This window comes from Cupriavidus sp. GW822-FHT02D05, assembly GCF_058802485.1.
Window position 1 is genome coordinate 13,321 of sequence record NZ_JBXAOE010000047.1, and the last position, 25,211, is coordinate 38,531.

The 25,211-nt window shown below is 63.6% G+C and carries 23 protein-coding genes, 1 tRNA gene and 1 pseudogene; 21 read left to right on the top strand and 4 right to left on the bottom strand.

Annotated elements, in window-relative coordinates:
- Positions 1-24: 24 nt before the first annotated feature.
- The 3 genes and pseudogenes from AC1RQK_RS37550 to AC1RQK_RS37560 form a co-directional block, all read right to left on the bottom strand.
- Positions 25-804 (bottom strand): annotated as a pseudogene (locus tag AC1RQK_RS37550) (DUF3106 domain-containing protein).
- A 2-nt stretch (positions 805-806) separates the two neighbouring features.
- Positions 807-1,241: a DUF3619 family protein gene (locus AC1RQK_RS37555; RefSeq protein ID WP_441640624.1), complete on the bottom strand. Its 435-nt coding sequence runs from the start codon at positions 1,239-1,241 to the stop codon at positions 807-809.
- On the bottom strand, positions 1,238-1,804 hold the full coding sequence (locus AC1RQK_RS37560) for an RNA polymerase sigma factor (protein WP_006156852.1): 567 nt from the start codon (positions 1,802-1,804) through the stop codon (positions 1,238-1,240). The genes AC1RQK_RS37555 and AC1RQK_RS37560 overlap by 4 nt, the downstream gene beginning before the upstream one ends.
- A 369-nt stretch (positions 1,805-2,173) precedes the next feature.
- On the opposite strand from AC1RQK_RS37560, the gene AC1RQK_RS37565 reads away from it, so the two are divergent.
- The 7 genes from AC1RQK_RS37565 to AC1RQK_RS37595 all read left to right on the top strand — a co-directional run bounded on the left by AC1RQK_RS37565 (position 2,174) and on the right by AC1RQK_RS37595 (position 9,854).
- Positions 2,174-3,934, top strand: coding sequence for an acetolactate synthase 3 catalytic subunit (locus tag AC1RQK_RS37565; RefSeq protein WP_043344716.1), 1,761 nt, complete (start codon positions 2,174-2,176; stop codon positions 3,932-3,934).
- Positions 3,934-4,425, top strand: a complete 492-nt coding sequence (gene ilvN / locus AC1RQK_RS37570) for an acetolactate synthase small subunit (protein WP_006156850.1) — start codon at positions 3,934-3,936, stop codon at positions 4,423-4,425. The genes AC1RQK_RS37565 and ilvN overlap by 1 nt, the downstream gene beginning before the upstream one ends.
- A 97-nt stretch (positions 4,426-4,522) precedes the next feature.
- The gene (ilvC, locus tag AC1RQK_RS37575) at positions 4,523-5,539 is read left to right on the top strand and encodes a ketol-acid reductoisomerase (protein ID WP_043344720.1); all 1,017 of its coding nucleotides are present in this window, start codon (positions 4,523-4,525) and stop codon (positions 5,537-5,539) included.
- Positions 5,540-5,693: 154 nt separating this feature from the next.
- Positions 5,694-6,338, top strand: coding sequence for a phosphatidylserine decarboxylase (locus tag AC1RQK_RS37580; RefSeq protein WP_174426505.1), 645 nt, complete (start codon positions 5,694-5,696; stop codon positions 6,336-6,338).
- Between the two features lie 42 nt (positions 6,339-6,380).
- Entirely contained in the window at positions 6,381-7,283 is a 903-nt protein-coding gene (gene pssA / locus AC1RQK_RS37585; RefSeq protein WP_492375509.1) for a CDP-diacylglycerol--serine O-phosphatidyltransferase, read from the top strand.
- Between the two features lie 145 nt (positions 7,284-7,428).
- The gene (gene lysM / locus AC1RQK_RS37590) at positions 7,429-7,938 is read left to right on the top strand and encodes a peptidoglycan-binding protein LysM (protein WP_492375508.1); all 510 of its coding nucleotides are present in this window, start codon (positions 7,429-7,431) and stop codon (positions 7,936-7,938) included.
- Between the two features lie 377 nt (positions 7,939-8,315).
- Positions 8,316-9,854, top strand: coding sequence for a 2-isopropylmalate synthase (locus AC1RQK_RS37595; RefSeq protein WP_150983739.1), 1,539 nt, complete (start codon positions 8,316-8,318; stop codon positions 9,852-9,854).
- Positions 9,855-9,958: 104 nt separating this feature from the next.
- On the opposite strand, the gene AC1RQK_RS37600 is transcribed toward AC1RQK_RS37595, so the two are convergent.
- Positions 9,959-10,489, bottom strand: a complete 531-nt coding sequence (locus tag AC1RQK_RS37600) for a hypothetical protein (RefSeq protein ID WP_492375507.1) — start codon at positions 10,487-10,489, stop codon at positions 9,959-9,961.
- A gap of 219 nt (positions 10,490-10,708) precedes the next feature.
- On the opposite strand from AC1RQK_RS37600, the gene AC1RQK_RS37605 reads away from it, so the two are divergent.
- The 14 genes from AC1RQK_RS37605 (at position 10,709) to nuoG (ending at position 25,210) form a co-directional block, all read left to right on the top strand.
- Entirely contained in the window at positions 10,709-11,953 is a 1,245-nt protein-coding gene (locus tag AC1RQK_RS37605; protein ID WP_492814548.1) for a branched-chain amino acid ABC transporter substrate-binding protein, read from the top strand.
- Positions 11,954-12,143: 190 nt separating this feature from the next.
- Complete coding sequence (gene rpsO / locus AC1RQK_RS37610; RefSeq protein WP_006156843.1) at positions 12,144-12,416, top strand: 30S ribosomal protein S15; 273 nt, start codon at positions 12,144-12,146, stop codon at positions 12,414-12,416.
- A 506-nt stretch (positions 12,417-12,922) separates the two neighbouring features.
- Complete coding sequence (gene pnp, locus AC1RQK_RS37615) at positions 12,923-15,127, top strand: polyribonucleotide nucleotidyltransferase (protein ID WP_043344729.1); 2,205 nt, start codon at positions 12,923-12,925, stop codon at positions 15,125-15,127.
- A gap of 209 nt (positions 15,128-15,336) precedes the next feature.
- Positions 15,337-16,341, top strand: a complete 1,005-nt coding sequence (locus tag AC1RQK_RS37620) for an NAD(P)H-quinone oxidoreductase (RefSeq protein WP_492814551.1) — start codon at positions 15,337-15,339, stop codon at positions 16,339-16,341.
- A gap of 139 nt (positions 16,342-16,480) precedes the next feature.
- Positions 16,481-17,218, top strand: coding sequence for a triose-phosphate isomerase (gene tpiA / locus AC1RQK_RS37625; protein ID WP_492814553.1), 738 nt, complete (start codon positions 16,481-16,483; stop codon positions 17,216-17,218).
- A 46-nt stretch (positions 17,219-17,264) separates the two neighbouring features.
- Positions 17,265-17,633 (top strand): preprotein translocase subunit SecG, encoded by a 369-nt coding sequence (gene secG / locus AC1RQK_RS37630; RefSeq protein WP_492814555.1) that lies wholly within the window; start codon positions 17,265-17,267, stop codon positions 17,631-17,633.
- A gap of 208 nt (positions 17,634-17,841) precedes the next feature.
- A tRNA-Leu gene (locus tag AC1RQK_RS37635) sits at positions 17,842-17,926 on the top strand.
- Between the two features lie 164 nt (positions 17,927-18,090).
- Complete coding sequence (locus tag AC1RQK_RS37640) at positions 18,091-18,450, top strand: NADH-quinone oxidoreductase subunit A (RefSeq protein WP_006156838.1); 360 nt, start codon at positions 18,091-18,093, stop codon at positions 18,448-18,450.
- A 6-nt stretch (positions 18,451-18,456) separates the two neighbouring features.
- A complete protein-coding gene (locus tag AC1RQK_RS37645) occupies positions 18,457-18,939 on the top strand; it encodes a NuoB/complex I 20 kDa subunit family protein (RefSeq protein ID WP_006156837.1) in 483 nt (160 codons plus the stop codon).
- 1 nt (position 18,940) lies between these two features.
- Complete coding sequence (locus AC1RQK_RS37650; RefSeq protein ID WP_174426495.1) at positions 18,941-19,540, top strand: NADH-quinone oxidoreductase subunit C; 600 nt, start codon at positions 18,941-18,943, stop codon at positions 19,538-19,540.
- Positions 19,541-19,549: 9 nt separating this feature from the next.
- The gene (locus AC1RQK_RS37655) at positions 19,550-20,803 is read left to right on the top strand and encodes an NADH-quinone oxidoreductase subunit D (protein WP_006156835.1); all 1,254 of its coding nucleotides are present in this window, start codon (positions 19,550-19,552) and stop codon (positions 20,801-20,803) included.
- 212 nt (positions 20,804-21,015) lie between these two features.
- Positions 21,016-21,522, top strand: a complete 507-nt coding sequence (gene nuoE / locus AC1RQK_RS37660; protein WP_006156834.1) for an NADH-quinone oxidoreductase subunit NuoE — start codon at positions 21,016-21,018, stop codon at positions 21,520-21,522.
- A gap of 1 nt (position 21,523) precedes the next feature.
- A complete protein-coding gene (gene nuoF, locus AC1RQK_RS37665) occupies positions 21,524-22,819 on the top strand; it encodes an NADH-quinone oxidoreductase subunit NuoF (RefSeq protein ID WP_043344740.1) in 1,296 nt (431 codons plus the stop codon).
- A 12-nt stretch (positions 22,820-22,831) separates the two neighbouring features.
- Entirely contained in the window at positions 22,832-25,210 is a 2,379-nt protein-coding gene (gene nuoG / locus AC1RQK_RS37670; RefSeq protein WP_492814558.1) for an NADH-quinone oxidoreductase subunit NuoG, read from the top strand.
- Position 25,211: the final 1 nt, after the last annotated feature.

The following is a 25,211-nucleotide window of genomic DNA, read 5'->3' on the forward strand; positions in this document are numbered from 1 at the left end:
CCGGCCGCACAACCGCGTAGCGGTTCAGCGGCGCACCGGCTCGTCGGGCGTGGCGGTAGCGCTGGTGCTGCTGGCCGTGGCCTCGGTGGCCGCTTCGCGCGGCGTGTCCACGGTCGGCACCGGTGCGCCGGCAGCGGTGCCTGGCAGGGCAGCTTGGGACTCCGCCGCCGGCGTGCCGGCAGCGGGCGGGCGGGCGCGCGCGGCGGCCGATGTGGCGCCGGCGGGTGCCTTCTTTTCCAGGTGCAGCTGCCGCGTGGTCTCGGCTGGCAGGCGCTTGCCGGAGGGCAGGGCGCTGACCGCGCCGGGGCGGCGCGGCACTTTCTCGGCAGCCGCCAGGTTCTTTTTTTGCTCTTCCGGCAGTTGCTGGTACTTGTTCCAGGCCTCGGCCTTCTTCTGGGCGGGCAGCGAACGCGTGATCTGGTAGTTTTCGCGCGCCAGGCGACGCTGCTGAGGCGTCATCTTGACCCATTCGGTCATGCGGGTCTGAAGCCGCGCCTGTTCCGCGGGCGAGAATTTCTCGTATCGTTCCGCGATCTGCAGCCATTTGCGCCGGTTGAGCTCGGGGAAATTGTTCTACTCGCCTGCCAGCGGCGCGAGCACGCGCTGCTGGACGGCATTGAGCTCGTTCCAGTTCGGGTGCGCATTGGCGATGCTGGCCGCGGGTGCACCACCGGGGTGGCCGCCCTGAGCCTGGCAAGTGGCCGGAACCAGGGACCAGATCGTGACGGCGGCGGCCAGGCCGGCCAGCAGCAAGGCCGCCAGCCGCCGGCGCGGTGCGTCGGGGATGATGTCAGCGCCGGCCATGCCTACTGACCGCGCTTGAGGAACACGTGGAAGCCCTGATCCGCGTATGCCGTCGGTGGGAGGTCGTCGAGCAGCATCGCTGCGTCCACATCCGCCAGCTCATCGACGCGCTTTTGCTGCTGCCAGTGGTAGATGCCCGCCAGCCCGGCGGCCAGCGCCACCAGCGTCCATACCAGCCCAAGGCGGCGCAGCCAGGAACCTGCGCGGTGGAGTGCCGAGTCGTCCTCGTCGAAAGAGAGCGTGGGCATCCCAGCCGAGGCCAGCTGCGGCACGGCGACGGCGGCATGCGCTTTCTTGCGAGACAGCGCAATCCGCCGCGCGGCGGCAAGCCGATCGGTCACATTGTCCGGCAACGCATTCGCAGAGGCATCGAGTGCCGTGCGGATATCGTGTGCCAGGCGGCGTTCGTTGATTTCTTTTTCGTTTCTGGTGCTCATAGTCGGACCCCCCGCGCTCGCAATGCCTGCGCCAGTGTGTGCGTGGCACGGGAACAGTGCGTCTTGACGCTGCCTTCGGAGCATCCCATGACGGCAGCCGTTTCCGCGACGTCCATATCCTCCCAGTAACGCATCAGGAAGGCTTCGCGTTGACGTGTCGGCAGGCGCTGGATCTCCTGTTCGATGATGTGCATGGTCTGGGCGCGTTCCACCTTGTCGGCGCTGCTTTCCGCAGATTCGGAGCCGATTTCGGCCTCGAAAGTGTCGAGCAGGTCATTATCCTCGCCTTCGCGATCGTCGCGCAGGTTGGAAAACAGGGTGACCCAGGTATTGCGTACTTTCTGGCGGCGGAACCAGTCGTGAATTGTGTTCTGCAGTATGCGCTGGAACAGCGGTGCGAGCTCTGCGGCGCTCTTGTCGCCGTATTTTTCGGCGAGCTTGATCATCGCGTCCTGGACGATGTCCAGGGCGGCTTCGTCGTCGCGCACCGCAAACACGGCCTGTTTGAAGGCGCGCCGCTCGACGCTGGCGAGAAAGTCGGATAGTTCCTGATCGGTTGCCATGCAGGCGGGGTACAGACGGTGGGGCCTTGGCCGGTGGAAGTGCAGGGTAGGGCTTCTTGCACGTCCAAAATGGTGGGATGCTAGCAAATAACCCCCCCGGTGACCATCCTTGTTCTCTTTTGTGGTCATTCAGGCTCAGCGTGTGGCGGGGGAGTCTGAAGGATGGCGGGATGCCCCCTCGCGTAAAAAAGCCCGTAGACAAGCCCGAATCAATCCAGTATCGTCGCGGGTTCACACGACATCAGTGGTTGTCTCATTCGGCCGCTTATGAGGCGGTCTATCATGCAGACGCGCACCGCTTGAACCCGTGCCACAAGCCCGGCAGAGAGCATCCGAACAATTTTTTGCCGAAAATTGCAAAGGACTAAAATGAACATGCCCAGCGCGGAATTCCACGCAGACAGCAATTCATCCGCCGCACCCGAAATGATCGGGGCGGAGATTCTCGTTCACGCACTTGCCGAAGAAGGCGTCGAGTACGTCTGGGGCTACCCCGGCGGCGCAGTGCTGTATATCTACGACGAGTTCTACAAGCAAAAGAAGATCGAGCACATCCTGGTGCGCCACGAGCAGGCCGCGGTTCATGCCGCAGACGGCTATGCGCGTGCGACCGGCAAGGTGGGCTGCGCCCTGGTGACCTCTGGTCCCGGCGTCACCAATGCGGTGACGGGCATTGCCACGGCCTACCTGGACTCGATCCCGATGGTGATCATCACCGGTAACGTGCCGACGCACGCTATCGGCCAGGACGCTTTCCAGGAATGCGACACGGTCGGCATCACCCGCCCCATCGTCAAGCACAACTTCCTGGTCAAGGACGTCCGCGATCTCGCCGCGACCATCAAGAAGGCGTTCTATATTGCCGCAACCGGCCGTCCCGGCCCCGTTGTCGTCGATATTCCCAAGGACGTCTCGCGCAATTCCTGCAAGTACGAGTATCCCAAGTCGATCGACATGCGCTCGTACAACCCGGTGAACAAGGGCCATTCGGGTCAGATCCGCAAGGCGCTCGCGCTGTTGCAGGGCGCCGAACGGCCGTTCATCTATGCAGGTGGCGGTGTGGTGCTGGCCAATGCCAGCGAAGAGCTGCGCCAGCTTGCCGCGCTGACCGGCCATCCGGTCACCAACACGCTGATGGGCCTCGGCTCGTTCCCCGGCACCAGCAAGCAGTTCGTCGGCATGCTCGGCATGCACGGCACGTATGAAGCCAACATGGCCATGCAGAACTGCGACGTGCTGATCGCCATCGGGGCGCGTTTCGACGATCGCGTGATCGGCAATCCGGCGCACTTCACCTCGCAGCCGCGCAAGATCATCCATATCGACATCGATCCGTCTTCCATCTCGAAGCGGGTCAAGGTCGACATTCCCATCGTGGGCCACGTCAAGGATGTGCTGCAGGAGCTGATCTCCCAGCTGCAGGCCAGCGACGTCAAGCCCAAGCGCGAGGCCCTGGCCAAGTGGTGGGAACAGATCGAGCAATGGCGTTCGGTGGACTGCCTCAAGTACGACCGCAACTCCGAGATCATCAAGCCGCAGTACGTGGTGGAAAAGATCTGGGAACTGACGCACGGCGATGCCTTCGTCTGCTCGGACGTGGGCCAGCACCAGATGTGGGCCGCGCAGTTCTACAAGTTCAACGAACCGCGCCGCTGGATCAATTCTGGTGGCCTGGGCACGATGGGCGTGGGCCTGCCGTACGCGATGGGCATCAAGAAAGCCTTCCCCGAGAAGGAAGTGGTGACCATCACCGGCGAAGGCTCGATCCAGATGAACATCCAGGAACTGTCGACCTGCCTGCAGTACGACACCCCGGTGAAGATCTGTGCGCTCAACAACCGCTACCTCGGCATGGTGCGCCAGTGGCAGGAAATCGAGTACGACAACCGCTACTCGCATTCCTACATGGACGCGCTGCCCGACTTCGTCAAGCTGGCCGAGGCCTATGGCCATATCGGCATGCGCATCGAAAAGACGGCTGACGTCGAGCCCGCCCTGCGCGAAGCCTTCCGCCTGAAAGACCGTACCGTGTTCCTCGATTTCCAGACCGACCCGACTGAAAACGTGTGGCCGATGGTTCAGGCCGGCAAGGGCATCTCCGAGATGCTGCTCGGCGCGGAGGACCTGTAATGCGACATATCATTTCGGTCCTGCTGGAAAATGAACCGGGCGCGCTGTCGCGCGTGGTGGGCCTGTTCTCGGCGCGCGGCTACAACATCGAGACGCTGACGGTGGCCCCCACCGAAGACGCCTCGCTGTCGCGCATGACGATCGTCACCAGCGGTTCGGACGACATCATCGAGCAGATCACCAAGCACCTGAACCGCCTGGTGGAAGTGGTCAAGGTGGTGGACCTGACCGAGGGCGCGCACATCGAGCGCGAGCTGATGCTGGTCAAGGTGCGCGCGGTCGGCAAGGAGCGCGAGGAAATGAAGCGCACCGCCGACATCTTCCGCGGCCGCATCATCGACGTCACCGAGAAGACCTACACCATCGAGCTGACCGGCAACGGCGGCAAGCTGGATGCCTTCCTGGACGCCATCGACCGCGCCGCCATCCTCGAGACCGTCCGTACCGGCGGCTCGGGCATTGGCCGCGGCGAGCGCATCCTGAAGGTCTGAGCCTGATTGCAGTATCCAAGGGCGGCGCCGGTGCCGGCATTAGCCGGGCGGTGGCCGCCAACCCGACACACGAAAACGAAAGACTGAAGGAACCATCATGAAAGTGTTTTACGACAAGGACGCCGACCTCTCCCTGATCAAGGGCAAGAACGTCACCATCATCGGCTACGGCTCGCAAGGCCACGCCCACGCGCAAAACCTGAACGACTCCGGCGTCAAGGTCACCGTTGGCCTGCGCAAGAGCGGCGCATCGTGGAACAAGGCAGTCAATGCCGGCCTGCAGGTCAAGGAAGTGGCTGACGCCGTCAAGGACGCCGACGTGGTCATGATCCTGCTGCCGGACGAGCAGATCGCCGACGTGTACAAGAACGAAGTGCACGACAACATCAAGCAAGGCGCCGCACTGGCCTTCGCCCACGGCTTCAACGTGCACTACGGTGCCGTGATCCCGCGCGCCGACCTCGACGTCATCATGATCGCCCCGAAGGCGCCGGGCCACACCGTGCGCTCGACCTACGCCCAAGGCGGCGGCGTGCCCCACCTGATCGCCGTGCACCAGGACAAGTCCGGCGCCGCCCGTGACATCGCCCTGTCGTACGCTACCGCCAACGGCGGCGGCCGCGCCGGCATCATCGAAACCAACTTCCGCGAAGAAACCGAAACCGACCTGTTCGGCGAGCAAGCCGTGCTGTGCGGCGGTACCGTCGAGCTGATCAAGGCTGGCTTCGAAACGCTGGTGGAAGCTGGCTACGCGCCGGAAATGGCTTACTTCGAATGCCTGCACGAACTCAAGCTGATCGTCGACCTGATCTATGAAGGCGGCATCGCCAACATGAACTACTCGATCTCCAACAACGCCGAATACGGCGAATACGTCACCGGCCCGCGCGTCGTGACCGAGGAGACCAAGAAGGCCATGAAGCAATGCCTGACCGACATCCAGACCGGCGAGTACGCCAAGAGCTTCTTGCTCGAGAACAAGGCCGGCGCCCCGACCCTGATCTCGCGCCGCCGCCTGACCGCTGAGCACCAGATCGAAGAAGTGGGTGCCAAGCTGCGCGCGATGATGCCCTGGATCGCAAAGAACAAGCTGGTCGACCAGTCGAAGAACTAAGCTGTACTACAGCCCGACGGCCCGCCGCTACTGACGGCGCGGGCCGCAGCCGTTCAGTCATCCGCACATTTCCCCCTCTCGAGGGGTTATTCAGGCGGGGACTGAACGGCTTTTTGTTATCCTTGTCAGACTTTATCCACCAAGTAAGCATTGCATGAACTATCCTCATCCGCTGATTGCCCGTGAAGGCTGGCCGTTCCTGGCTGGCGCCTTTGTCATCTCGCTGCTGGTGCAGGTCAGCGCCGGCTTCTGGTGGGCCTTGCCGCTGTGGATCATTACACTGTTCGTGCTGCAGTTTTTCCGTGATCCGCCGCGGTCCATTCCCACCCAGCCGAACGCCGTCCTGGCGCCCGCCGATGGCCGCATCGTGGTGGTCGAGAAGACCATGGACCCGTACGCGGGCCGCGAGGCGCTGAAGATCAGCGTCTTCATGAACGTGTTCAACGTACACTCCAACCGGGTGTCCGTGGACGGCAAGGTCGAGAAGGTCGAGTATTTCCCCGGCAAGTTCGTCAACGCCGACCTCGACAAGGCTTCGCTCGAGAACGAACGCAACGCCGTGGTCATCCGCCGTGCCGCAGACGGCAAGGTGGTGACCTTGGTACAGGTGGCCGGCCTGGTGGCCCGCCGCATCCTCTGCTATACCCGCGTCGGCGAGACGCTGTCGCGCGGCCAGCGCTATGGCTTCATCCGCTTTGGCTCGCGCGTCGACGTCTACCTGCCGGTGGATGCGCGCCCGCGCGTGACCATCGGCGAGAAGGTGTCGGCCTCGTCGACCATCCTGGCTGAGCTGGATTAATCCGGCGACGCCGGAACAGATCAGACCCACTGGAGAACAGGCATGGGTGCTTTCAACCGACGCAATAAGCGCGTTACCAATAGCAACGTGACCAACTTGCGTCCTTTCCGCCACAACCAGCTGCGTGGCAACGAGTCCGACAATTTCGACGACGAGGCCGGGGACGATCACGACATCGAGTACGTGCGCCCGCGCCGTCGCGGCATTTACCTGCTGCCCAACGCGTTCACCACCGCGGCGCTGTTCGCCGGCTTCTTTGCCATCGTGCAGGCCATGAACATGCGCTTTGACAGCGCGGCCATCGCCATCTTCGCCGCGATGGTGCTGGACGGCATGGATGGGCGCGTCGCACGCATCACCAATACGCAGAGCGCGTTTGGCGAGCAATACGATTCGTTGTCGGACATGACCTCGTTCGGTGTGGCGCCGGCGCTGGTGATGTATGAGTGGATCCTGCACGACCTGGGCAAGTGGGGCTGGATTGCCGCCTTTGTCTATTGCACCTGTGCCGCGCTGCGCCTGGCGCGCTTCAATGCCAACATCGGCGTGGTCGACAAGCGCTTCTTCCAGGGGTTGCCCAGCCCGGCGGCGGCGGCGCTGGTGGCAGGCTTTGTCTGGCTGGTGATCGACAACAAGCTGCCGGTCAAGGACCTGTGGATGCCGTGGGTGGCGTTCGGCATCACGCTGTACGCCGGGCTGTCGATGGTCTCCAATGCGCCGTTCTATAGCGGCAAGGCGCTCGACGTGCGCTATCGCGTGCCCTTCGGCATGATGGTGCTGGTGCTGGTCTTGTTCGTGGTGGTCTCGACGGATCCGCCGGTGGCGTTGTTCGGCCTGTTCGTGGCCTACGCCATCTCCGGCTACCTGCTGTGGGGCTGGCATGCGCTGCACGGCAAGCCGGCCGAAATCCGCAAGGTGCGGGACGGCGGGAACGATCGTTCCTGATCGCAGGTTGGTAAAAAGGCGCTACGGCGCCTTTTTTTACATTTGTTTTCCAGGCTGTCGCATTGCCGCGGCGTTTGCCGTGGTTCACTGTAGCCTCGGTTGTACTGTAGTCCCCCTTGTTGTCCACTTATCACTGGAGGTTCTCATGGGCATGCTCGACTTCATCAAGGAAGCAGGAGAGAAACTGTTTGGCGGCAGCGCAGCGCAAGCCGCGCCCGCGGCGGCTCCGGCCGATGCGCCGGCGGCGGATGCCGATGCCGATGCGGCCAACCGCGCCGCCGGCGATGCCATCGAAGGCTACATCAAGCAGATGAACCTCGACGCCACCGGGCTGATGGTGCAGGTGGACGGCTCGCAGGGGCTGGTGACGGTGTTCGGCGTGGCGCCGGACCAGGCCACCCGCGAGAAGATCATCCTGTGCTGCGGCAATGTGCAAGGTGTGGACAAGGTCGACGACAAGATGTCGGTCAATGTCGACTCCACCGAATCGACCTGGCACACCGTGGTCAAGGGCGACACCCTGTGGGCGATCTCCCAGGCGGCCTACGGCAACGGCGCGCTGTACACCGCGATTTTCGAGGCCAACGAGCCGATGTTGACGAATCCGGACAAGATCTACCCCGGCCAGAAGCTGCGCATCCCGCCCAAGGCCTGACGCCCGTCGTCCAGGGGGCATGGCGCCCCCTGGCCCGTTTTTCGGCTATCGGCCTGATGCTGGCCTGATTGAGGCATCCATATTGCACACACCCGGCTTCTCGGCTATAGTCGCTCACATGATTTCGCGCCAAGCCCTACTCGCCCGCACCATTCTAGGTGGCCTACTAGGCCGTCAGGTCGGGACGCGTTCGCGCTGAGGGAAGCCAAGCCCCTCGCGTAAAGTCACACAGGATTTATAAACGCCCCGGCCTGCATCACTGCACGCCGGGGCGTTTTGCATTCAGCACGAACACAGCAGTACAGCAAAACGAACGGCGAATGCCGAGGCATCCACCCGATTCGCCGAATACAAAAGTCAGCCCAGGAGCCCCAACCATGTCCGACAAACTCATTATTTTCGACACCACCTTGCGCGACGGCGAACAGTCGCCCGGCGCCTCCATGACCCGCGAGGAAAAGATCCGCATCGCGCGCCAGCTGGAGCGCCTGAAGGTCGACGTGATCGAAGCGGGCTTTGCCGCCAGCTCCAACGGCGACTTCGAAGCGATCCGCTCCATCGCCCAGGTCGTCAAGGATTCGACCATCTGCTCGCTGGCCCGCGCCAACGATCGCGATATCGCCCGCGCCGCGGAGGCGCTCAAGCCGGCCAACTCCTTCCGCATCCATACCTTCATCGCCACCTCGGCGCTGCATATGGAAAAGAAGCTGCGCATGACGCCGGACCAGGTTTTCGAGCAAGCCATCCAGGCGGTGCGCTTTGCGCGCCAGTTCACCGACGATATCGAATTCTCGCCCGAAGATGGCAGCCGCTCGGACATGGATTTCCTGTGCCGCGTGCTGGAAGGCGTGATCAAGGAAGGCGCTACCACCATCAACCTGCCGGACACGGTGGGCTATGCCGTGCCGGAAGGCTACGCGGGCCTGATTCGCTCGGTGCGCGAACGCATCCCCAATTCCGACAAGGCCATCTGGTCCGTGCACTGCCACAACGACCTCGGCATGGCCGTGGCCAATTCGCTGGCGGCGGTCAAGCTCGGCGGTGCGCGCCAGGTCGAGTGCACCATCAACGGCCTCGGTGAGCGTGCCGGCAATACCAGCCTGGAAGAAGTCGTGATGGCGGTCAAGACGCGCCGCGACTACTTCGACATGGACGTCGGCGTGGATACCACGCAGATCGTGCCGGCTTCCAAGCTGGTGTCGCAGATCACCGGCTTCGTGGTGCAGCCCAACAAGGCCGTGGTGGGTGCCAACGCCTTCGCACATGCTTCGGGCATCCACCAGGATGGCGTGCTGAAGGCGCGCGATACCTACGAGATCATGCGCGCGGAAGACGTGGGCTGGACCGCCAACAAGATCGTGCTGGGCAAGCTCTCGGGCCGCAACGCCTTCAAGCAACGCCTGCAGGAACTCGGCATCGAGCTGGAGAGCGAGGGTGAGGTCAATGCCGCGTTCACCCGCTTCAAGGAACTGGCCGACCAGAAGTCCGAGATCTTCGACGAAGACATCATGGCCATCGTTTCCGACGAGGCGCACGACGTCAACGAGCACTTCCGCTTTATCTCGCTGTCGCAGCACTCCGAGACCGGCGAGCGCCCGCATGCGCGCGTGGTGTTCAATATGGACGGCAATGAGGTGACGGGCGAAGGCGAGGGCAATGGCCCGGTCGATGCCACGCTCCACGCCATCGAAGGCAAGGTCGCCAGCGGCGCCGAGCTGGTGCTGTATTCGGTCAATGCCATCACTGCCGGCACGCAGGCACAGGGCGAAGTCACGGTGCGGTTGTCCAAGGGCGGGCGCATCGTCAACGGCGTGGGCACCGATCCCGATATCGTGGCCGCCTCGGCCAAGGCCTACCTGGCCGCGCTGAATAAACTGCACGACAAGGCCGTGCAGAAGATCAACCCGCAGATCTGATCCCGATCTGACCGGTAAGCCCGCGGCCTACCCGGCCGCGGGGCTTGAATCGGCCCGCCGCATTCCCATGAGGATGATGGCGGGCTTTTTGCATTTTCCCGCTCTCAGCGGCGTCGGCCGGGCCCATCCGCGAGCGGGTCTGGCGTGATCTGGGTCTGGCGCAGCACGCCGCCGTCGTCGAAATAGAAATTGAACATCGACGGCCAGTTGTCCTCATGCTTGAAGCGGTAGGACCACACTTCGCGCTTCATCAGCGGGTAATACTGCCTGGGCTCGCGCGGCTTGCCAAAGTGTTGCTCCACGTCCAGCTTGGTCCACACATCGACTTTCGCCTTGTAGAGTTCGTTGGTCTGCAACATCTGCCGGAACATGGTCAGATGGCCGCTGCTGTCGAAGTCTGCTGCGTAGGATTGTTGCCCGAAGGGTTGCTTGGAGTAGATCCAGCGCTGTGTGCCGTCGGCTAGCTGGTAGGTATCGGTTGGCATGCCGAACTGGGCTTGTACGGCGGCTTCTGGCGCGCCCACCATGTCCTGGCCGGCTTTGACCGGTTGCAGCACCGAGCAGGCCGGCAGGACGGCTGCCGCTGCTGCTAGCACGAGCCACTGGGCGGCACGGCGCGACGATGAGGCGTTCATGGCAGTCCTCTTATTAAAATTCGTGATGATATGGACTAAGAGTGTAGCGGCGCGCAAAAGTTGTGTGCGCCTCATGTGGCACGTGCCGGCTTTTTGAGGGTAAGCGCCGCCATGGCGCCGCCATCCTCGCCCAAATTCCCGTTTTGCCGCGAATGCGATCCGATTTGCCTAGGCTGGGCCACTGGCTTACCATGCAGCGCTTTGGCGGGAGATCACTCGATGTGGGCTAAACGATGGCTGGCGGGCTGTTTGCTGGCGGTGGCGGCGAGCGCCGGCGCGCAGGAGCCGATCCGTCTCGGCATGATCGAAGGGTTGTCCGGCCCCTTTGCCAACGCGGGCGACGCGGTGGTGCGCAACCTGCGGATCGCCATCGACCGCGTCAATGCGCGCGGTGGCGTCAAGACCGCGGAAGGCGCGCGGCCCCTCGAGCTGGTTACCTTCGATAGCAAGGGCAATGTCGACGAGAGCCTGATCCAGTTGCGCGGGCTGGTGGACAAGCGGATTCCCTTTGTCCTGCAAGGCAACAGCTCAGCGGTGGCTGGCGCGCTGGTCAGCGCGATCAACCGCCATAACAGCCGGCAGCCCGATGCCCGCGTGCTCTTCCTGAATTACTCGGCGGTCGATCCCACACTGACTAATGAGGGGTGCAGCTTCTGGCACTTCCGCTTCGATGCCAGCGCCGACATGCGCATGCAGGCCCTGACCGAAGTCATCCGTGCCGATGCCGGCGTGCGGCGCGTCTACCTGATCGACCAGGACTACAGTTTCGGGCATCAGGTGTCGCGTTCGGCACGGGAGATGCTGGCGGCCAAACGGCCCGAGCTGCGCATCGTGGGCGATGAGTTCCACCCGATCGGCAAGATCAAGGACTTCGCCCCGTATATCGCCAAGATCAAGGCCAGCGGCGCGGATGCGGTGATCACGGGCAACTGGGGCAACGACCTTACCCTGATGATCAAGGCCGCGCGCGAGGGCGGGCTGAATGCCAAGTTCTACACCTTCTACGGCAACGGGCTGGGCGCGCCGGCGGCCATGGGAGACGCCGGGGTAGGGCGCGTGCTTGCGGTGGCGGAGTGGCACCCCAACGTGGGCGGCGCGGCTTCCGACGCGTTCTACCAGGCGTTCCGTGCCCGTTACCCTGAGCCCAAGGACGACTACGTTCACCTGCGCATGCAGATGATGGTGGAGATGCTCGCCCGGGCCATCGAGCAGGCGGGTTCGACCGACGCCGTCAAGGTGGCGCGTGCGCTGGAGGGCATGCGCTACGTCAACAACTTCCATGATGCGACGATCCGCGCCGACGACCACCAGGTGCTGCAGCCGCTCTACGTGTCGGTGATGGAGAAGCAGGGTGGCGATGTGCGCTTTGACAATGAGGGGTCGGGATATGGCTTTCGCACGGTGAGGAAGCTAAAGTCGGCGCAGACCATGTTGCCCACGACCTGCAAGATGGAACGGTTCTAGCGGTTCCAGGCCTGCGTTGCCGCAAACGCCATCGCTAGCCCGTTTTCCGTTATAATCGCCCGCTGTCATAGCCAGCCGGTTGTCAAAAACCGGTCCGGCGAGACAGTTGCCTGTATGTAGGACACGCACAAGGCACGACGCATGCGGCACATTTCGTGCTGTAGCGTTCGCAAGTGAAAAGGAAATCACCATGGCAGAAGCCCAAATCAGCAGCAAAACCGAAGTCATCAAGCAGTTCGCACGTGCCGCCAACGACACGGGTAGCCCCGAAGTCCAGGTCGCTTTGCTGACCACCCGCATCAACGAACTGACCCCCCACTTCAAGGCCAACATGAAGGATCACCACAGCCGCCGCGGTCTGCTGCGCATGGTGAGCCGTCGTCGTCGCCTGCTGGACTACCTCAAGGCCAACGATGCCGACCGTTATCGTTCGCTGATCGAGAAGCTCGGCCTGCGTAAGTAAGCAGCCAGGATCGTCCGGATGGCAGCACGAATGGATGCACTGCACGCCTTCGCGTGAGCCACTAATGCCTGCGTCAGCCTCGCTGATGCAGGCATTTTGTTTTTGCGGATGAAATGCCGCAGGTCCGGCCCTTGTTCGGTCGCTGTCCTGTCGATGTCCAGCATTGCTGCAAGTGATTTTTGCTCTACTTGATGGTGCCATGGCCCCGGGGGCTGGCACACGTTGCGCCAAGACGTGCAACGGAGTAAGTTACTGTGTTCTTTAGCTTTTTTTAGCTTTTTTACTGTTAATCCATACCGGAGTCGGGCAAGGAAGCGGGGCTTTGTGTCATTCCAGCGCGGTATCTGCCCAGGCAGATGCCACGTACCAGCTACCAGCTATCAGGTATCGCGCTGGAATGGCATAGCACTTCCCTGTGACTGAGGCCGACGCTGATCCGGCAGTTCGCCCGCGGCTGCTAACGCGGGCGTTGCACAAGCGTGCAAGCACGAACAAAAGGAACGCTCATGACCATGTTCAACAAGATCGTCAAGGAATTCCAGTGGGGCCAGCACAAGGTGCGCCTGGAAACCGGCGAGGTTGCCCGCCAGGCTGGCGGTGCCGTGATCGTCGACATTGAGGACACCGTGGTGCTCGCCACCGTTGTCGCTGCCAAGTCGCCCAAGGCCGGCCAGGATTTCTTCCCGCTGACCGTCGACTACATCGAGAAGACCTACGCTGCCGGCAAGATCCCCGGTGGCTTCTTCAAGCGTGAAGGCCGTCCGTCGGAAAACGAGACGCTGACCTCGCGCCTGATCGACCGCCCGCTGCGCCCGCTGTTCCCGGAAGGCTTCTACAACGAAGTGCAAGTGGTCATCCACGTGCTGTCGCTGAATCCGGAAGTCCCGGCTGACATCCCCGCCCTGATCGGCGCCTCGGCTGCCCTGGCAGTGTCGGGCATTCCGTTCAGCGGCCCGGTCGGCGCAGCGCGCGTTGGCTACAAGGACGGCCAGTACCTGCTGAACCCGACCCGTTCGCAGATCGCCGCTTCGGAACTGGACCTGGTGGTTGCCGGTACCGAGCGCGCCGTACTGATGGTGGAATCGGAAGCCCGCCAACTGTCGGAAGAGGTGATGCTGGGCGCCGTGGTCTACGGCCACGAGCAGATGCAGACGGCCATCAATGCCATCCATGACCTGGTGCGCGACGGCGGCAAGCCGGAGTGGGACTGGACCGCGGCACCGAAGAACGAAGCGCTGATCGCCAAGGTCGGCGAGATCGCCCTGCCGCTGCTGCAGGACGTCTACCAGCTGCGCCAGAAGTCGGCTCGCAGCCAAAAGCTCAAGGAAGTCTACGCCACTGTTGCGGCCAAGCTGGCCGAAGCCGGCGTGGAAGCCGACAAGGTCGAAGTGGGCAACGTGCTGTTCGACATCGAAGCCAAGATCGTGCGCAGCCAGGTGCTGTCGGGCGAGCCGCGCATCGATGGCCGCGACACCCGCACCGTGCGCCCGATCGAGATCCGCTCGTCGGTGCTGCCGCGCGCTCACGGCTCGGCCATCTTCACCCGTGGCGAAACCCAGGCGCTGGTGGTTGCCACGCTGGGCACCAAGGGCGATGAGCAGATCATCGACGCGCTCGCCGGCGAATACCGCGACCGCTTCATGCTCCACTACAACATGCCTCCGTTCGCCACCGGCGAAACCGGCCGCGTGGGCAGCCCCAAGCGCCGCGAAATCGGTCACGGCCGCCTGGCCAAGCGCGCGCTGATCCCGGTCCTGCCGAAGGATGACGAATTCGCCTACACCATCCGCCTGGTGTCCGAAATCACCGAATCCAACGGCTCGTCGTCGATGGCATCGGTGTGCGGTGGCTGCCTGGCACTGATGGACGCAGGCGTTCCGATCAAGGCGCACGTGGCCGGCGTGGCCATGGGCCTGATCCTGGAAGGCAACAAGTTCGCCGTGCTGACCGACATCCTGGGCGACGAGGACCACCTCGGCGACATGGACTTCAAGGTCGCGGGTACCGACACCGGCATCACCGCGCTGCAGATGGACATCAAGGTCCAGGGCATCACCAAGGAAATCATGCAGGTCGCGCTGGCGCAAGCCAAGGAAGGCCGCCTGCATATCCTGGGCAAGATGCAGGACGCGATGGGCCATGCGCGCACCGAGCTGTCGGAGCACGCACCGCGCATGATCACCATGAAGATTCATCCGGACAAGATCCGCGAAGTGATCGGCAAGGGCGGCTCGACCATCCAGGCCCTGACGAAGGAAACCGGCACCACCATCGACATCCAGGAAGACGGCACCATCACCATCGCCTCGACCTCGACCGAAGGCATGGCCGAAGCCAAGCGCCGCATCGAAGGCATCACCGCGGAAGCCGAAGTAGGCAAGATCTACGCCGGCACCGTGCTCAAGCTGTTGGACTTTGGCGCCATCGTCAACATCCTGCCGGGCAAGGATGGCCTGCTGCATATCTCCGAGATCGTCAACGAACGCGTCAAGGACATCAAGGACTGGCTCAAGGAAGGCCAACACGTGCGCGTCAAGCTGATCCAGGCTGACGAGAAGGGCCGCCTGCGCCTGTCCCTGAAGGCCGCGCTGGCCGAAGAGGGCGGCAGCATCAGCCCGATCGCCAACACCAGCGAGGCACCGGCTGCTCCGGCTGCTCCGGCTGCCCCGGCAGCGCCGACGACGCCTTCGGCTGATCAGCAGCAGCAGTAAGCGTTTTACGGTGCCGGTAGAACGACGGTACCCGTAGCAGAAAAAGCGGCTGGCGATGTCCAGCCGCTTTTTTGTTTACACTCCCGCCAGTCCCACCCCATGCGGCCCGGCTGTTCGGCCCGCTGCATGGCGGGTGCCCAGATTGATTCCCCCGCCCTGCGTGCGCGAGCCCGCCGCATGCGCGAGGTCCCTAACCGCAAGGAGCAGCAATGCAAGCCATCGAAATCCGCGAGTACGGCGCCCCCGAAGTCCTGCAACTGGCGCAACGCCCAGACCCGGTGCCCAAGGCCGGCGAGATCCTGATCCGCGTGGCCGCGGCCGGCGTCAACCGTCCCGACGTATTCCAGCGTACCGGCAACTACCCGGTGCCACCCGGCGCGTCCGACCTGCCGGGGCTGGAAGTGGCCGGCGTGGTGGCCGGCGGTGACCTGGCGCACTCCGACAACCGCTTCGGCCTGAAGCTGGGCGATCGCGTGTGCGCGCTGGTGCAGGGCGGCGGTTACGCCGAGTTGTGCGTGGCCCCCGCGGCGCAATGCCTGCCGGTGCCGGCGGGCCTGTCGGATGTCGAGGCGGCCGCATTGCCGGAGACGTTCTTCACCGTGTGGAGCAACGTATTCGATCGCGGCTACCTGGGCCGCGGCCCGCTGGGCAAGGACGAGACCCTGCTGATCCAGGGCGGCTCGAGCGGCATCGGCACGACCGCCATCCAGATCGCCAAGGCCCTGGGCCACAAAGTCTTCGTCACCGCCGGCAGCGCCGACAAGTGCCGTGCCTGCGAGGAGCTGGGCGCCGACCGTGCCATCAACTACAAGACCGAGGACTTTGTCGCCGAAGTTAAGGCCCTGACCGGTGGCCGTGGCGCAGATGTCATCCTCGACATGGTGGCCGGCCCGTATCTGGCGCGCGAGCTGTCCTGCGTCGCGGACGATGGCCGCATTGTGATCATCGCGCTGCTGGGCGGCGCCAAGGCCGAGATCCCGCTGGGCGATATCCTGCGCCGCCGTATCACCGTGACGGGCTCCACGCTGCGTCCCCGCCCGGTGGCGTTCAAGGGCGAGATCGCGCAGGCGTTGCACCAGCACGTGTGGCCGCTGCTGGCCACGGGCAAGATCAAGCCGGTGATCCACCAGACCTTCCCGGCCGCCCAGGCCGCCGATGCGCATCGGCTGATGGAGTCCAGCGAGCACATCGGCAAGATCGTCCTGACCTGGTAATGCTGCTGGTAGCGGGCTGATGGCCGAATGCGGCCGGGTGCGGCCGGCGCCTCGCGCCCCAGGCCGATTTCGGGGCCCTTCTGTGGCGTAGGGCCCTGGCCCGCGCTACAATAGCCGGTTTGATTGAGAGGGGCGCCCTGTGAGACAAAAGCTCGTTATCGGCAACTGGAAGATGCACGGCAGCCTGGCTGCCAATGTGACCTTGCTGGAAGCGATCAAGGCAGCGCCCGCAAGCGCGCGCCTGGCAGTATGCGCGCCGTTCCCGTATCTTGTGCAGTGCCAGGCGTTGCTGGCCGGGTCCGCGGTGGCCTGGGGCGCGCAGGACGTGTCCGCCGAGGCGCGCGGTGCCTTCACGGGCGAAGTCGCGGCCTCCATGCTGGCTGAGTTCGGTGTTTCGTATGCCCTGGTGGGGCATTCGGAGCGGCGCAGCTACCATGGCGAGACGGATGCCACGGTAGCGGCCAAGGCGGTGCGCGCGCTGGAGTTCGGCATTGTGCCAGTGGTGTGTGTGGGCGAGAGTCTGGCGCAGCGCGAGGCAGGCGAGACCGAGGCCGTGGTAGGCCGTCAGCTCGGCGCCGTGCTCGAGACCCTGTCGCTTGAGCAGCTCGGCCGCATCGTGCTGGCCTATGAGCCGGTGTGGGCGATCGGCACGGGCAAGACCGCAAGCAGCGAGCAGGCTCAGGCCGTGCACGCTTTCCTGCGCGCCCAGGTGGCGGCGCGCGACGCAGGCGTGGCCGCTCGCATGGCCATGTTGTACGGCGGCAGCGTGAAGCCGGACAATGCGGCAGAACTATTTTCCATGCCCGACATCGACGGGGGCCTTATCGGAGGCGCCTCGCTGAAGTCGGACGATTTCCTCGCGATCGGCAACGCCTGAATGCCGGCCGCTCATAGGGTCTGATCAGGCAAGCGAATCGAACCAAATGGCAATTTTCAAAACTTTGTTGGTAGTGGCGCAGGTACTGTCCGCGCTTGGCGTGATTGGCCTGGTGCTGCTGCAGCACGGCAAGGGCGCCGATGTCGGTGCGGCGTTCGGCTCGGGGGCCTCGGGCAGCCTGTTCGGCGCCACTGGCTCGGCCAACTTCCTGTCGCGTACCACCGCCGTGCTGGCGACGCTGTTCTTCATCTGCACGCTGAGCCTGACGCTGATGGGCAACTACCGGCCGGCAGCTTCGCTGGGCGTGATGGGTTCCGCGCCCGCGGTGGCACCGGCGGTGGCGGGGGCTTCGGCGCCTGTTGCTGCATCGGCTGCCGCGGCCTCGAATCCTTCTGCGCCTGCTGTACCGAAATAATCAACGAGCCTTGTGACTTATTCTTGAAGATTTTTGCTGTTGTGCATTGAACAAAACAAGAATCCTAGGTTAGAATACAAGGCTTGAAACGATCCCCCAGCGACGGGGCTCCAGCCAGGATAAAGTAGTATCCCAGCCAGAGTTCCGAAGGGTGTAAAAACCCAGGGCCCTGAAAAGCCCGGCGCGAGGCAATATTGTTTCTCCCCCAGCCGACGTGGTGAAATTGGTAGACACGCTATCTTGAGGGGGTAGTGGCGAAAGCTGTGCGAGTTCGAGTCTCGCCGTCGGCACCAAACAACTTGATCGGGGCATACATCCGGAGACCATCCCGGATGTATGCCCCGGCCAGTCCGCAAGGCGGCGTCGTAATTTCTACGGAATGGCGCTTGGGGTGGGCAACAGGACGCCGCTTACCGCTGGTGCTGTTGACAACATTCCAGATAAGGCTGGCCGTACCTTGAATCTCGAAGCCTACTTCCCCGTCCTCATCTTCATCATCTTCGGTGTCGTGCTCGGCATTGCACTGATGTCGATTGGCCGAATTCTCGGTCCAAACAAACCTGATCCCGCGAAGCTCTCTCCGTACGAGTGCGGCTTCGAAGCGTTCGAGGACGCGCGCATGAAGTTCGACGTGCGCTACTACCTCATCGCTATTCTTTTTATCCTGTTCGATCTCGAGACCGCCTTCCTGTTTCCCTGGGGTGTAGCCCTGCGGGATATCGGCTGGCCGGGTTTCTTCGCCATGGGCGTGTTTCTGCTGGAATTCATCGTGGGCTTCGTCTACATCTGGAAAAAGGGCGCGCTCGATTGGGAGTGATGTGATATGGCAATCGAAGGCGTTCTCAATGAAGGCTTCGTCACGACTACCGCTGACAAGCTGATCAACTGGACCCGCACCGGGTCGCTCTGGCCGATGACCTTTGGCCTGGCGTGCTGCGCTGTGGAAATGATGCATGCTGGCGCCGCGCGCTACGACATGGACCGCTTCGGCGTGATTTTCCGCCCGTCGCCGCGCCAGTCGGACGTGATGATCGTGGCCGGCACGCTGTGCAACAAGATGGCCCCCGCGCTGCGCAAGGTCTATGACCAGATGGCAGAGCCGCGTTGGGTGATCTCGATGGGTTCCTGCGCGAATGGCGGTGGCTACTATCACTACTCGTATTCAGTGGTGCGTGGTTGCGATCGGATCGTGCCGGTGGATATCTATGTGCCTGGCTGCCCCCCGACGGCGGAAGCGCTGATCTACGGCATCATCCAGCTGCAGAACAAGATCCGTCGCACCAACACCATCGCGCGCAAGGGCTGACATGTCGAACCTCGATACTCTGAAGGCCGCGCTCGAAAAGGTACTGGGCAAGCGTATCCAGAAACTGGTGGAGGCGCTAGGCGAGATTACCCTTATCGTCAAGGCCGATGACTACCTGGAAAGCGCGCTGATGCTGCGCGACGATCCCTCACTGCATTTTGAGCAGCTGCTCGATGTGTGCGGCGTCGACTATTCCACCTATGGCGACGGCGCCTGGGACGGTCCCCGTTTCGCGGCCGTGACGCACCTGATCTCGATCAAGCATAACTGGCGCCTGCGCGTACGCGTGTTCGCGCCGGACGACGACGTGCCCGTGGTGCCCTCGCTGACCGACGTCTGGAACTCGGCGAACTGGTTCGAGCGCGAAGCGTTCGACTTCTACGGCATCGTGTTCGAAGGCCACAACGACCTGCGCCGCCTGCTGACCGACTACGGTTTCGTCGGCCACCCGTTCCGCAAGGATTTCCCGGTCTCGGGCTATGTCGAGATGCGCTACGACCCCGAGCAAAAGCGGGTGATCTATCAGCCCGTCACGATCGAGCCGCGCGAGGTCACGCCCCGCGTGATCCGCGAAGAGAATTACGGCGGCTTGCAGCACTGAGAACGCGCAATGGCAGACATCAAGAATTACACCCTTAACTTCGGCCCGCAGCACCCTGCGGCACACGGCGTGCTGCGCCTTGTGCTGGAGCTGGACGGCGAAGTCATCCAGCGCGCCGACCCCCATATCGGCCTGCTGCACCGTGCCACCGAAAAGCTGGCCGAGCAGAAGACCTGGATCCAGAGCGTGCCGTACATGGACCGCCTCGACTACGTGTCGATGATGGTCAACGAGCATGCCTACGTGATGGCCATCGAGAAGATGCTGGGTCTCGAGGTGCCAATCCGCGCGCAGTACATCCGCGTGATGTTCGACGAAATCACGCGCTTGCTGAACCACCTGATGTGGATCGGCTCGCACGCGCTCGACGTGGGCGCGATGGCGGTGTTCCTGTACGCCTTCCGCGAACGCGAAGACATGTTCGACATGTACGAGGCGGTGTCGGGCGCGCGCATGCACGCGGCCTACTACCGTCCGGGCGGCGTGTACCGCGACCTGCCGGACACGATGCCGCAATACAAGGCGTCGAAGATCCACAACGAGCGCGCCATCAAGGCCATGAACGAAGCGCGTTCGGGCTCGTTGCTGGACTTCATCGAGGACTTCACCAACCGCTTCCCGAAGTACGTCGACGAATACGAAACGCTGCTGACGGACAACCGGATCTGGAAGCAACGCCTGGTCGGCATCGGCGTGGTGAGCCCCGAACGTGCACTGCAGATGGGCTTTACCGGCCCGATGCTGCGCGGCTCCGGCATCGAGTGGGACCTGCGCAAGAAGCAGCCCTACGAAGTGTATGACCGCATGGACTTCCAGGTGCCGGTGGGCGTGGGCGGCGATTGCTACTCCCGCTACCTGGTGCGCGTGGAAGAAATGCGCCAGTCCAACAACATCATCAAGCAGTGCATCGACTGGTTGCGCCGCAATCCGGGCCCGGTGATGAGCGACAACCATAAGGTTGCGCCGCCGTCGCGCGTGGACATGAAGTCGAACATGGAAGAGCTGATCCACCACTTCAAGCTCTTCACCGAAGGCATTCACGTGCCCGAAGGCGAGACTTATGCGGCAGTGGAGCACCCGAAGGGCGAGTTCGGCATCTATGCCATCTCCGACGGTGCGAACAAGCCGTATCGCCTGAAGATCCGTGCCCCGGGCTTTGCCCATCTGGCCGCACTGGATGAAATGGCCAAGGGCCACATGATTGCGGATGCGGTAACGATCATCGGTACGCAAGACATCGTCTTCGGCGAAATCGACCGTTGACGAGCTAACAAGAGCCGCCGGCCCCGGACGACGATCCGGGCGCCCCTGGCACGGACCCACAGAAGATCGTGTCCGGTCACGGGAAACCCGCGGTGAGCCCGGCATGCCTTTGACATGCGGGCTGCAACGGCAGCGACGGCTGCAAACCTGCGGGATGCGCGCCATGTGGCGGCGCAGATCCGCAAATGACACGGCGTATTACAGCAACGACCATGCTATCAGCAGAAGCTCTCAAGGAAATCGATCGCGCGATCGCCAAGTATCCGGCTGACCAGAAGCAGTCGGCCGTGATGGCGGCGTTGGCCGTGGCGCAGGGCGAAGTGGGCTGGGTCTCCCCGGAAGTCATGCAGTTTGTTGCCAGCTACCTCGACATGCCGCCGGTATGGGTCGAGGAAGTTGCAACCTTCTACAACATGTACGACACCAAGCCGGTCGGCAAGTACAAGCTGACCGTCTGCACCAACCTGCCGTGCGCACTCTCCGGCGGCGAACGTGCCGGCGACTACCTCAAGCAAAAGCTGGGGATCGGCTACAACGAAACCACCCCGTGCGGCACCTTCACCCTCAAGGAAGGCGAGTGCATGGGTGCCTGCGGCGACGCACCGGTGATGATCGTCAACAATACCCGCATGTGCAGCCATATGAGCGACGCCAAGCTGGACGCGCTCGTCGACGAGCTCAAGGCCGCCGGCAGCACTGCAGCCAAGGGAGATAAGTAACATGACCTCTCTGCACGACCGCCATATCAAGCCGCTGATCCTGGCTGGCCTCGATGGCAGCAACTGGCACCTCGACGACTACGTCAAGCGCGGTGGCTACCAGCAGCTCAAGCGCATCCTGACCGAGAAGATCACGCCCGAGCAGGTGATCGCGGACGTCAAGGCCTCCGGCCTGCGCGGCCGTGGCGGCGCGGGCTTTCCCACCGGCCTGAAGTGGAGCTTCATGCCGCGTCAGTTCCCCGGCCAGAAATACCTGGTCTGCAACACCGACGAGGGCGAGCCCGGTACCTTCAAGGACCGCGACATCATCCGCTACAACCCGCATGCGCTGATCGAAGGCATGGCCATCGGTGCGTACGCGATGGGCATCACCGTGGGCTACAACTACATCCACGGCGAGATCTGGAACGAGTACAAGATTTTCGAGCAAGCCCTCGAAGAGGCACGTGCCGCCGGTTTCCTGGGTGACAACATCCTGGGCTCGGGCTTCGACTTCCAGCTGCACGCCCACCACGGCTACGGCGCTTACATCTGTGGCGAGGAAACCGCGCTGCTCGAATCGCTGGAAGGCAAGAAAGGCCAGCCGCGCTTCAAGCCGCCGTTCCCGGCCAGCTTCGGCCTGTACGGCAAGCCGACCACCATCAACAACACGGAAACGTTTGCCGCGGTGCCGTTCCTGTTGTCGATCGGGCCGGAAAACTACCTGAAGATGGGCAAGCCGAACAACGGCGGCTCCAAGATCTTCTCGATCTCCGGCGACGTCGAGCGCCCCGGCAACTACGAGATCCCGCTGGGCACGCCGTTCGCGACCCTGCTGGAACTCGCCGGCGGCATGCGCGGCGGCAAGCGGATCAAGGCAGTGATCCCGGGCGGCTCGTCCGCCCCGGTGGTGCCGGGCGACATGATGATGGCGTCCGACATGGACTATGACTCGATCGCCAAGGCCGGCTCGATGCTGGGCTCGGGCGCGGTGATCGTGATGGACGAGACGCGCTGCATGGTTCGCTCGCTGCTGCGTCTGTCGTATTTCTACTTTGAAGAATCGTGCGGCCAGTGCACGCCGTGCCGCGAAGGCACCGGCTGGCTCTATCGCATGGTGAATCGTATCGAACACGGAGAAGGGCGCCAGGAAGATCTGGACCTGCTCAATAACGTCGCTGAAAACATCATGGGCCGCACTATCTGCGCGCTTGGTGATGCGGCAGCGATGCCGGTCCGCGGCATGCTCAAGCACTACTGGAAAGAGTTCGAATATCACGTCGAACACAAGCAGTGCATGGTTCCGGCCTACTCTTAAGCGTGGCAGAACATGGTTGAACTCGAGATCGACGGCAAGAAGGTTGAGGTTGCTGAAGGCAGCCTGGTGATGGAAGCCGCCCGCCAGCTGGGCACCTACATCCCGCACTTCTGCTACCACCGTAAATTGTCCATCGCGGCGAACTGCCGCATGTGCCTGGTTGAGGTTGAGAAAGCGCCCAAGGCGCTGCCCGCCTGCGCCACGCCGGTCACCCCTGGCATGAAGGTCTTCACCAATTCGGAGAAGGCAGTCAAGGCCCAGAAGTCGGTGATGGAATTCCTGCTGATCAACCACCCGCTGGATTGCCCGATCTGCGATCAGGGCGGCGAGTGCCAGTTGCAGGATCTGGCCGTGGGCTACGGCGCATCGGAGTCGCGCTATAAGGAAGAAAAGCGCGTCGTATTCCACAAGAACGTGGGCCCGCTGATCTCCATGGAAGAGATGAGCCGCTGCATCCACTGCACCCGCTGCGTGCGCTTTGGCCAGGAAGTGGCCGGCGTGATGGAGCTGGGCATGCTGGGCCGTGGCGAGCACTCCGAGATCACGACCTTCGTTGGCCAGACCGTGGATTCGGAACTGTCCGGCAACATGATCGACCTCTGCCCGGTCGGCGCGCTGACCAGCAAGCCGTTCCGCTACTCGGCACGTACCTGGGAACTGGCACGCCGCAAATCGGTGTCGCCGCATGATGGCCTGGGCGCGAACCTGGTGGTGCAGACCAAGAACCAGCGCGTCATGCGCGTGCTGCCGCTGGACAACGAAGCCGTCAACGAATGCTGGCTGTCCGACAAGGACCGCTTCTCGTACGAAGGCCTCAACAGCCCCGACCGTCTCACCAAGCCGCTCGTCAAGCAGGGCGGCGAGTGGATGGAAACCGACTGGCAGACCGCGCTGGAATACGTGGCCAATGGCCTCGCGAGCATCAAGCGTGACCATGGCGCAGACCAGATCGCCGCGCTGGCCAGCCCGCACAGCACGCTGGAAGAACTCCACCTGCTGGGCAAGCTGGTGCGTGGCCTGGGCAGCGACAACGTCGACTTCCGCCAGCGCCAGACCGATTTCTCGGCCGCCATCAAGGGCGCGCCGTGGCTCGGCCTGCCGATCGCCGACGTCTCCACGCTGCAACGCGTGCTGGTGATCGGTTCCGCCCTGCGCAAGGATCATCCGCTGCTGGCCGCGCGTCTGCGCCAGGCTGGCAAGAAGGGAGCCCGCGTGGCCGTCCTCGGCGCCAGCGCCGAGGACCTGCTGATGCCGCTGGCCGCACGCATTGACGTGGCGCCATCCGGCTGGACCGCAGCCCTGGCCGGCGTGGCCCGTGCCGTTGCCGCCGCCAAGGGCGTGGCCGCTCCGGCGGGCACCGATGGCTTCGATGGCGACGACAAGGCCAAGCTGGTGGCCGATGCGCTGCTGTCGGGCGAGCGCCGCGCCGTGTTCCTCGGCAACGAGGCCGTGCGTCATCCGCAATTCGCCGCGCTGCATGCGCTGGCACAGTGGATCGCCATGGAAACCGGCGCCACGCTGGGCTTCCTGACCGAAGCCGCGAACACCGTCGGTGGCCATATCGCCGGCGCGCTGCCGCAAAATGGCGGCGCCAATGCGCAGGCCATGTTTGACACGCCGCGCCGTGCTTACGTGCTGTTGAACACGGAACCCGAGTTCGATGCCGCCAACCCGACCCAGGCGCTGGCTGCGCTGGCCCAGGCCGGCACCGTGGTGGTGCTGTCCGCGTTCCGCTCGGACGCCGCGCTGCAATATGCTGACGTGATCCTGCCGGTGACGCCGTTCACCGAAACCGCGGGCACGTTCGTGAACTGCGAAGGCCTGCCGCAAAGCTTCAACGGCGTCGTCCGCGCGCTGGGCGATTCGCGTCCGGGCTGGAAGGTGCTGCGCGTGCTGGGCAACCTGCTGGACGTGCCTGGCTTCGACTTCGAGACCGCCGAAAGCGTGCGCGACGAAGTGCTGGCCAAGCCGGTCGCACCGCAACTGAACAACGGCACCGACGCGGCCATCCGCGTCACCGCCCAGGCGGCCGGTGGAATCGAACGCATCGCCGATGTGCCGATCTACCACGCCGACCCGATCGTGCGCCGTGCCGATTCGCTGCAACTGTCCGCAGCCGCGCGCCGCGCCATGCAAGCCGGACTGTCGGCAGACCTGTTCGCCTCGCTGGGCGTGCAGGCTGGCGACCCGGTGCGCGTGACGCAAGGGCAGGGCAGCGTGGTGCTGCCAGCCGCCCTCGAAGCCGCGTTGCCTGCCGGCACCGTGCGCGTGTCCGCCGGCACCGTTGCCGCGACCACGCTAGGCGCACCGTTCGGCACCGTCACCGTAGAGAAAGCCATCGACCTGGCCGCCACCGCGAAGGGCGCGGCCGAGCCGGCGGCCACGGCATAAG

Excerpts from the sequence above, each read along its gene's own strand:
- AC1RQK_RS37555 (WP_441640624.1), bottom strand. The coding sequence starts at position 1,241 with ATGAGCACCAGAAACGAAAAAGAAATCAACGAACGCCGCCTGGCACAC.
- AC1RQK_RS37560 (WP_006156852.1), bottom strand. The coding sequence starts at position 1,804 with ATGGCAACCGATCAGGAACTATCCGACTTTCTCGCCAGCGTCGAGCGG.
- AC1RQK_RS37565 (WP_043344716.1), top strand. The coding sequence starts at position 2,174 with ATGAACATGCCCAGCGCGGAATTCCACGCAGACAGCAATTCATCCGCC.
- ilvN (WP_006156850.1), top strand. The coding sequence starts at position 3,934 with ATGCGACATATCATTTCGGTCCTGCTGGAAAATGAACCGGGCGCGCTG.
- ilvC (WP_043344720.1), top strand. The coding sequence starts at position 4,523 with ATGAAAGTGTTTTACGACAAGGACGCCGACCTCTCCCTGATCAAGGGC.
- AC1RQK_RS37580 (WP_174426505.1), top strand. The coding sequence starts at position 5,694 with ATGAACTATCCTCATCCGCTGATTGCCCGTGAAGGCTGGCCGTTCCTG.
- pssA (WP_492375509.1), top strand. The coding sequence starts at position 6,381 with ATGGGTGCTTTCAACCGACGCAATAAGCGCGTTACCAATAGCAACGTG.
- lysM (WP_492375508.1), top strand. The coding sequence starts at position 7,429 with ATGGGCATGCTCGACTTCATCAAGGAAGCAGGAGAGAAACTGTTTGGC.
- AC1RQK_RS37595 (WP_150983739.1), top strand. The coding sequence starts at position 8,316 with ATGTCCGACAAACTCATTATTTTCGACACCACCTTGCGCGACGGCGAA.
- AC1RQK_RS37600 (WP_492375507.1), bottom strand. The coding sequence starts at position 10,489 with ATGAACGCCTCATCGTCGCGCCGTGCCGCCCAGTGGCTCGTGCTAGCA.
- AC1RQK_RS37605 (WP_492814548.1), top strand. The coding sequence starts at position 10,709 with ATGTGGGCTAAACGATGGCTGGCGGGCTGTTTGCTGGCGGTGGCGGCG.
- rpsO (WP_006156843.1), top strand. The coding sequence starts at position 12,144 with ATGGCAGAAGCCCAAATCAGCAGCAAAACCGAAGTCATCAAGCAGTTC.
- pnp (WP_043344729.1), top strand. The coding sequence starts at position 12,923 with ATGACCATGTTCAACAAGATCGTCAAGGAATTCCAGTGGGGCCAGCAC.
- AC1RQK_RS37620 (WP_492814551.1), top strand. The coding sequence starts at position 15,337 with ATGCAAGCCATCGAAATCCGCGAGTACGGCGCCCCCGAAGTCCTGCAA.
- secG (WP_492814555.1), top strand. The coding sequence starts at position 17,265 with ATGGCAATTTTCAAAACTTTGTTGGTAGTGGCGCAGGTACTGTCCGCG.
- AC1RQK_RS37645 (WP_006156837.1), top strand. The coding sequence starts at position 18,457 with ATGGCAATCGAAGGCGTTCTCAATGAAGGCTTCGTCACGACTACCGCT.
- AC1RQK_RS37650 (WP_174426495.1), top strand. The coding sequence starts at position 18,941 with ATGTCGAACCTCGATACTCTGAAGGCCGCGCTCGAAAAGGTACTGGGC.
- AC1RQK_RS37655 (WP_006156835.1), top strand. The coding sequence starts at position 19,550 with ATGGCAGACATCAAGAATTACACCCTTAACTTCGGCCCGCAGCACCCT.
- nuoE (WP_006156834.1), top strand. The coding sequence starts at position 21,016 with ATGCTATCAGCAGAAGCTCTCAAGGAAATCGATCGCGCGATCGCCAAG.
- nuoF (WP_043344740.1), top strand. The coding sequence starts at position 21,524 with ATGACCTCTCTGCACGACCGCCATATCAAGCCGCTGATCCTGGCTGGC.
- nuoG (WP_492814558.1), top strand. The coding sequence starts at position 22,832 with ATGGTTGAACTCGAGATCGACGGCAAGAAGGTTGAGGTTGCTGAAGGC.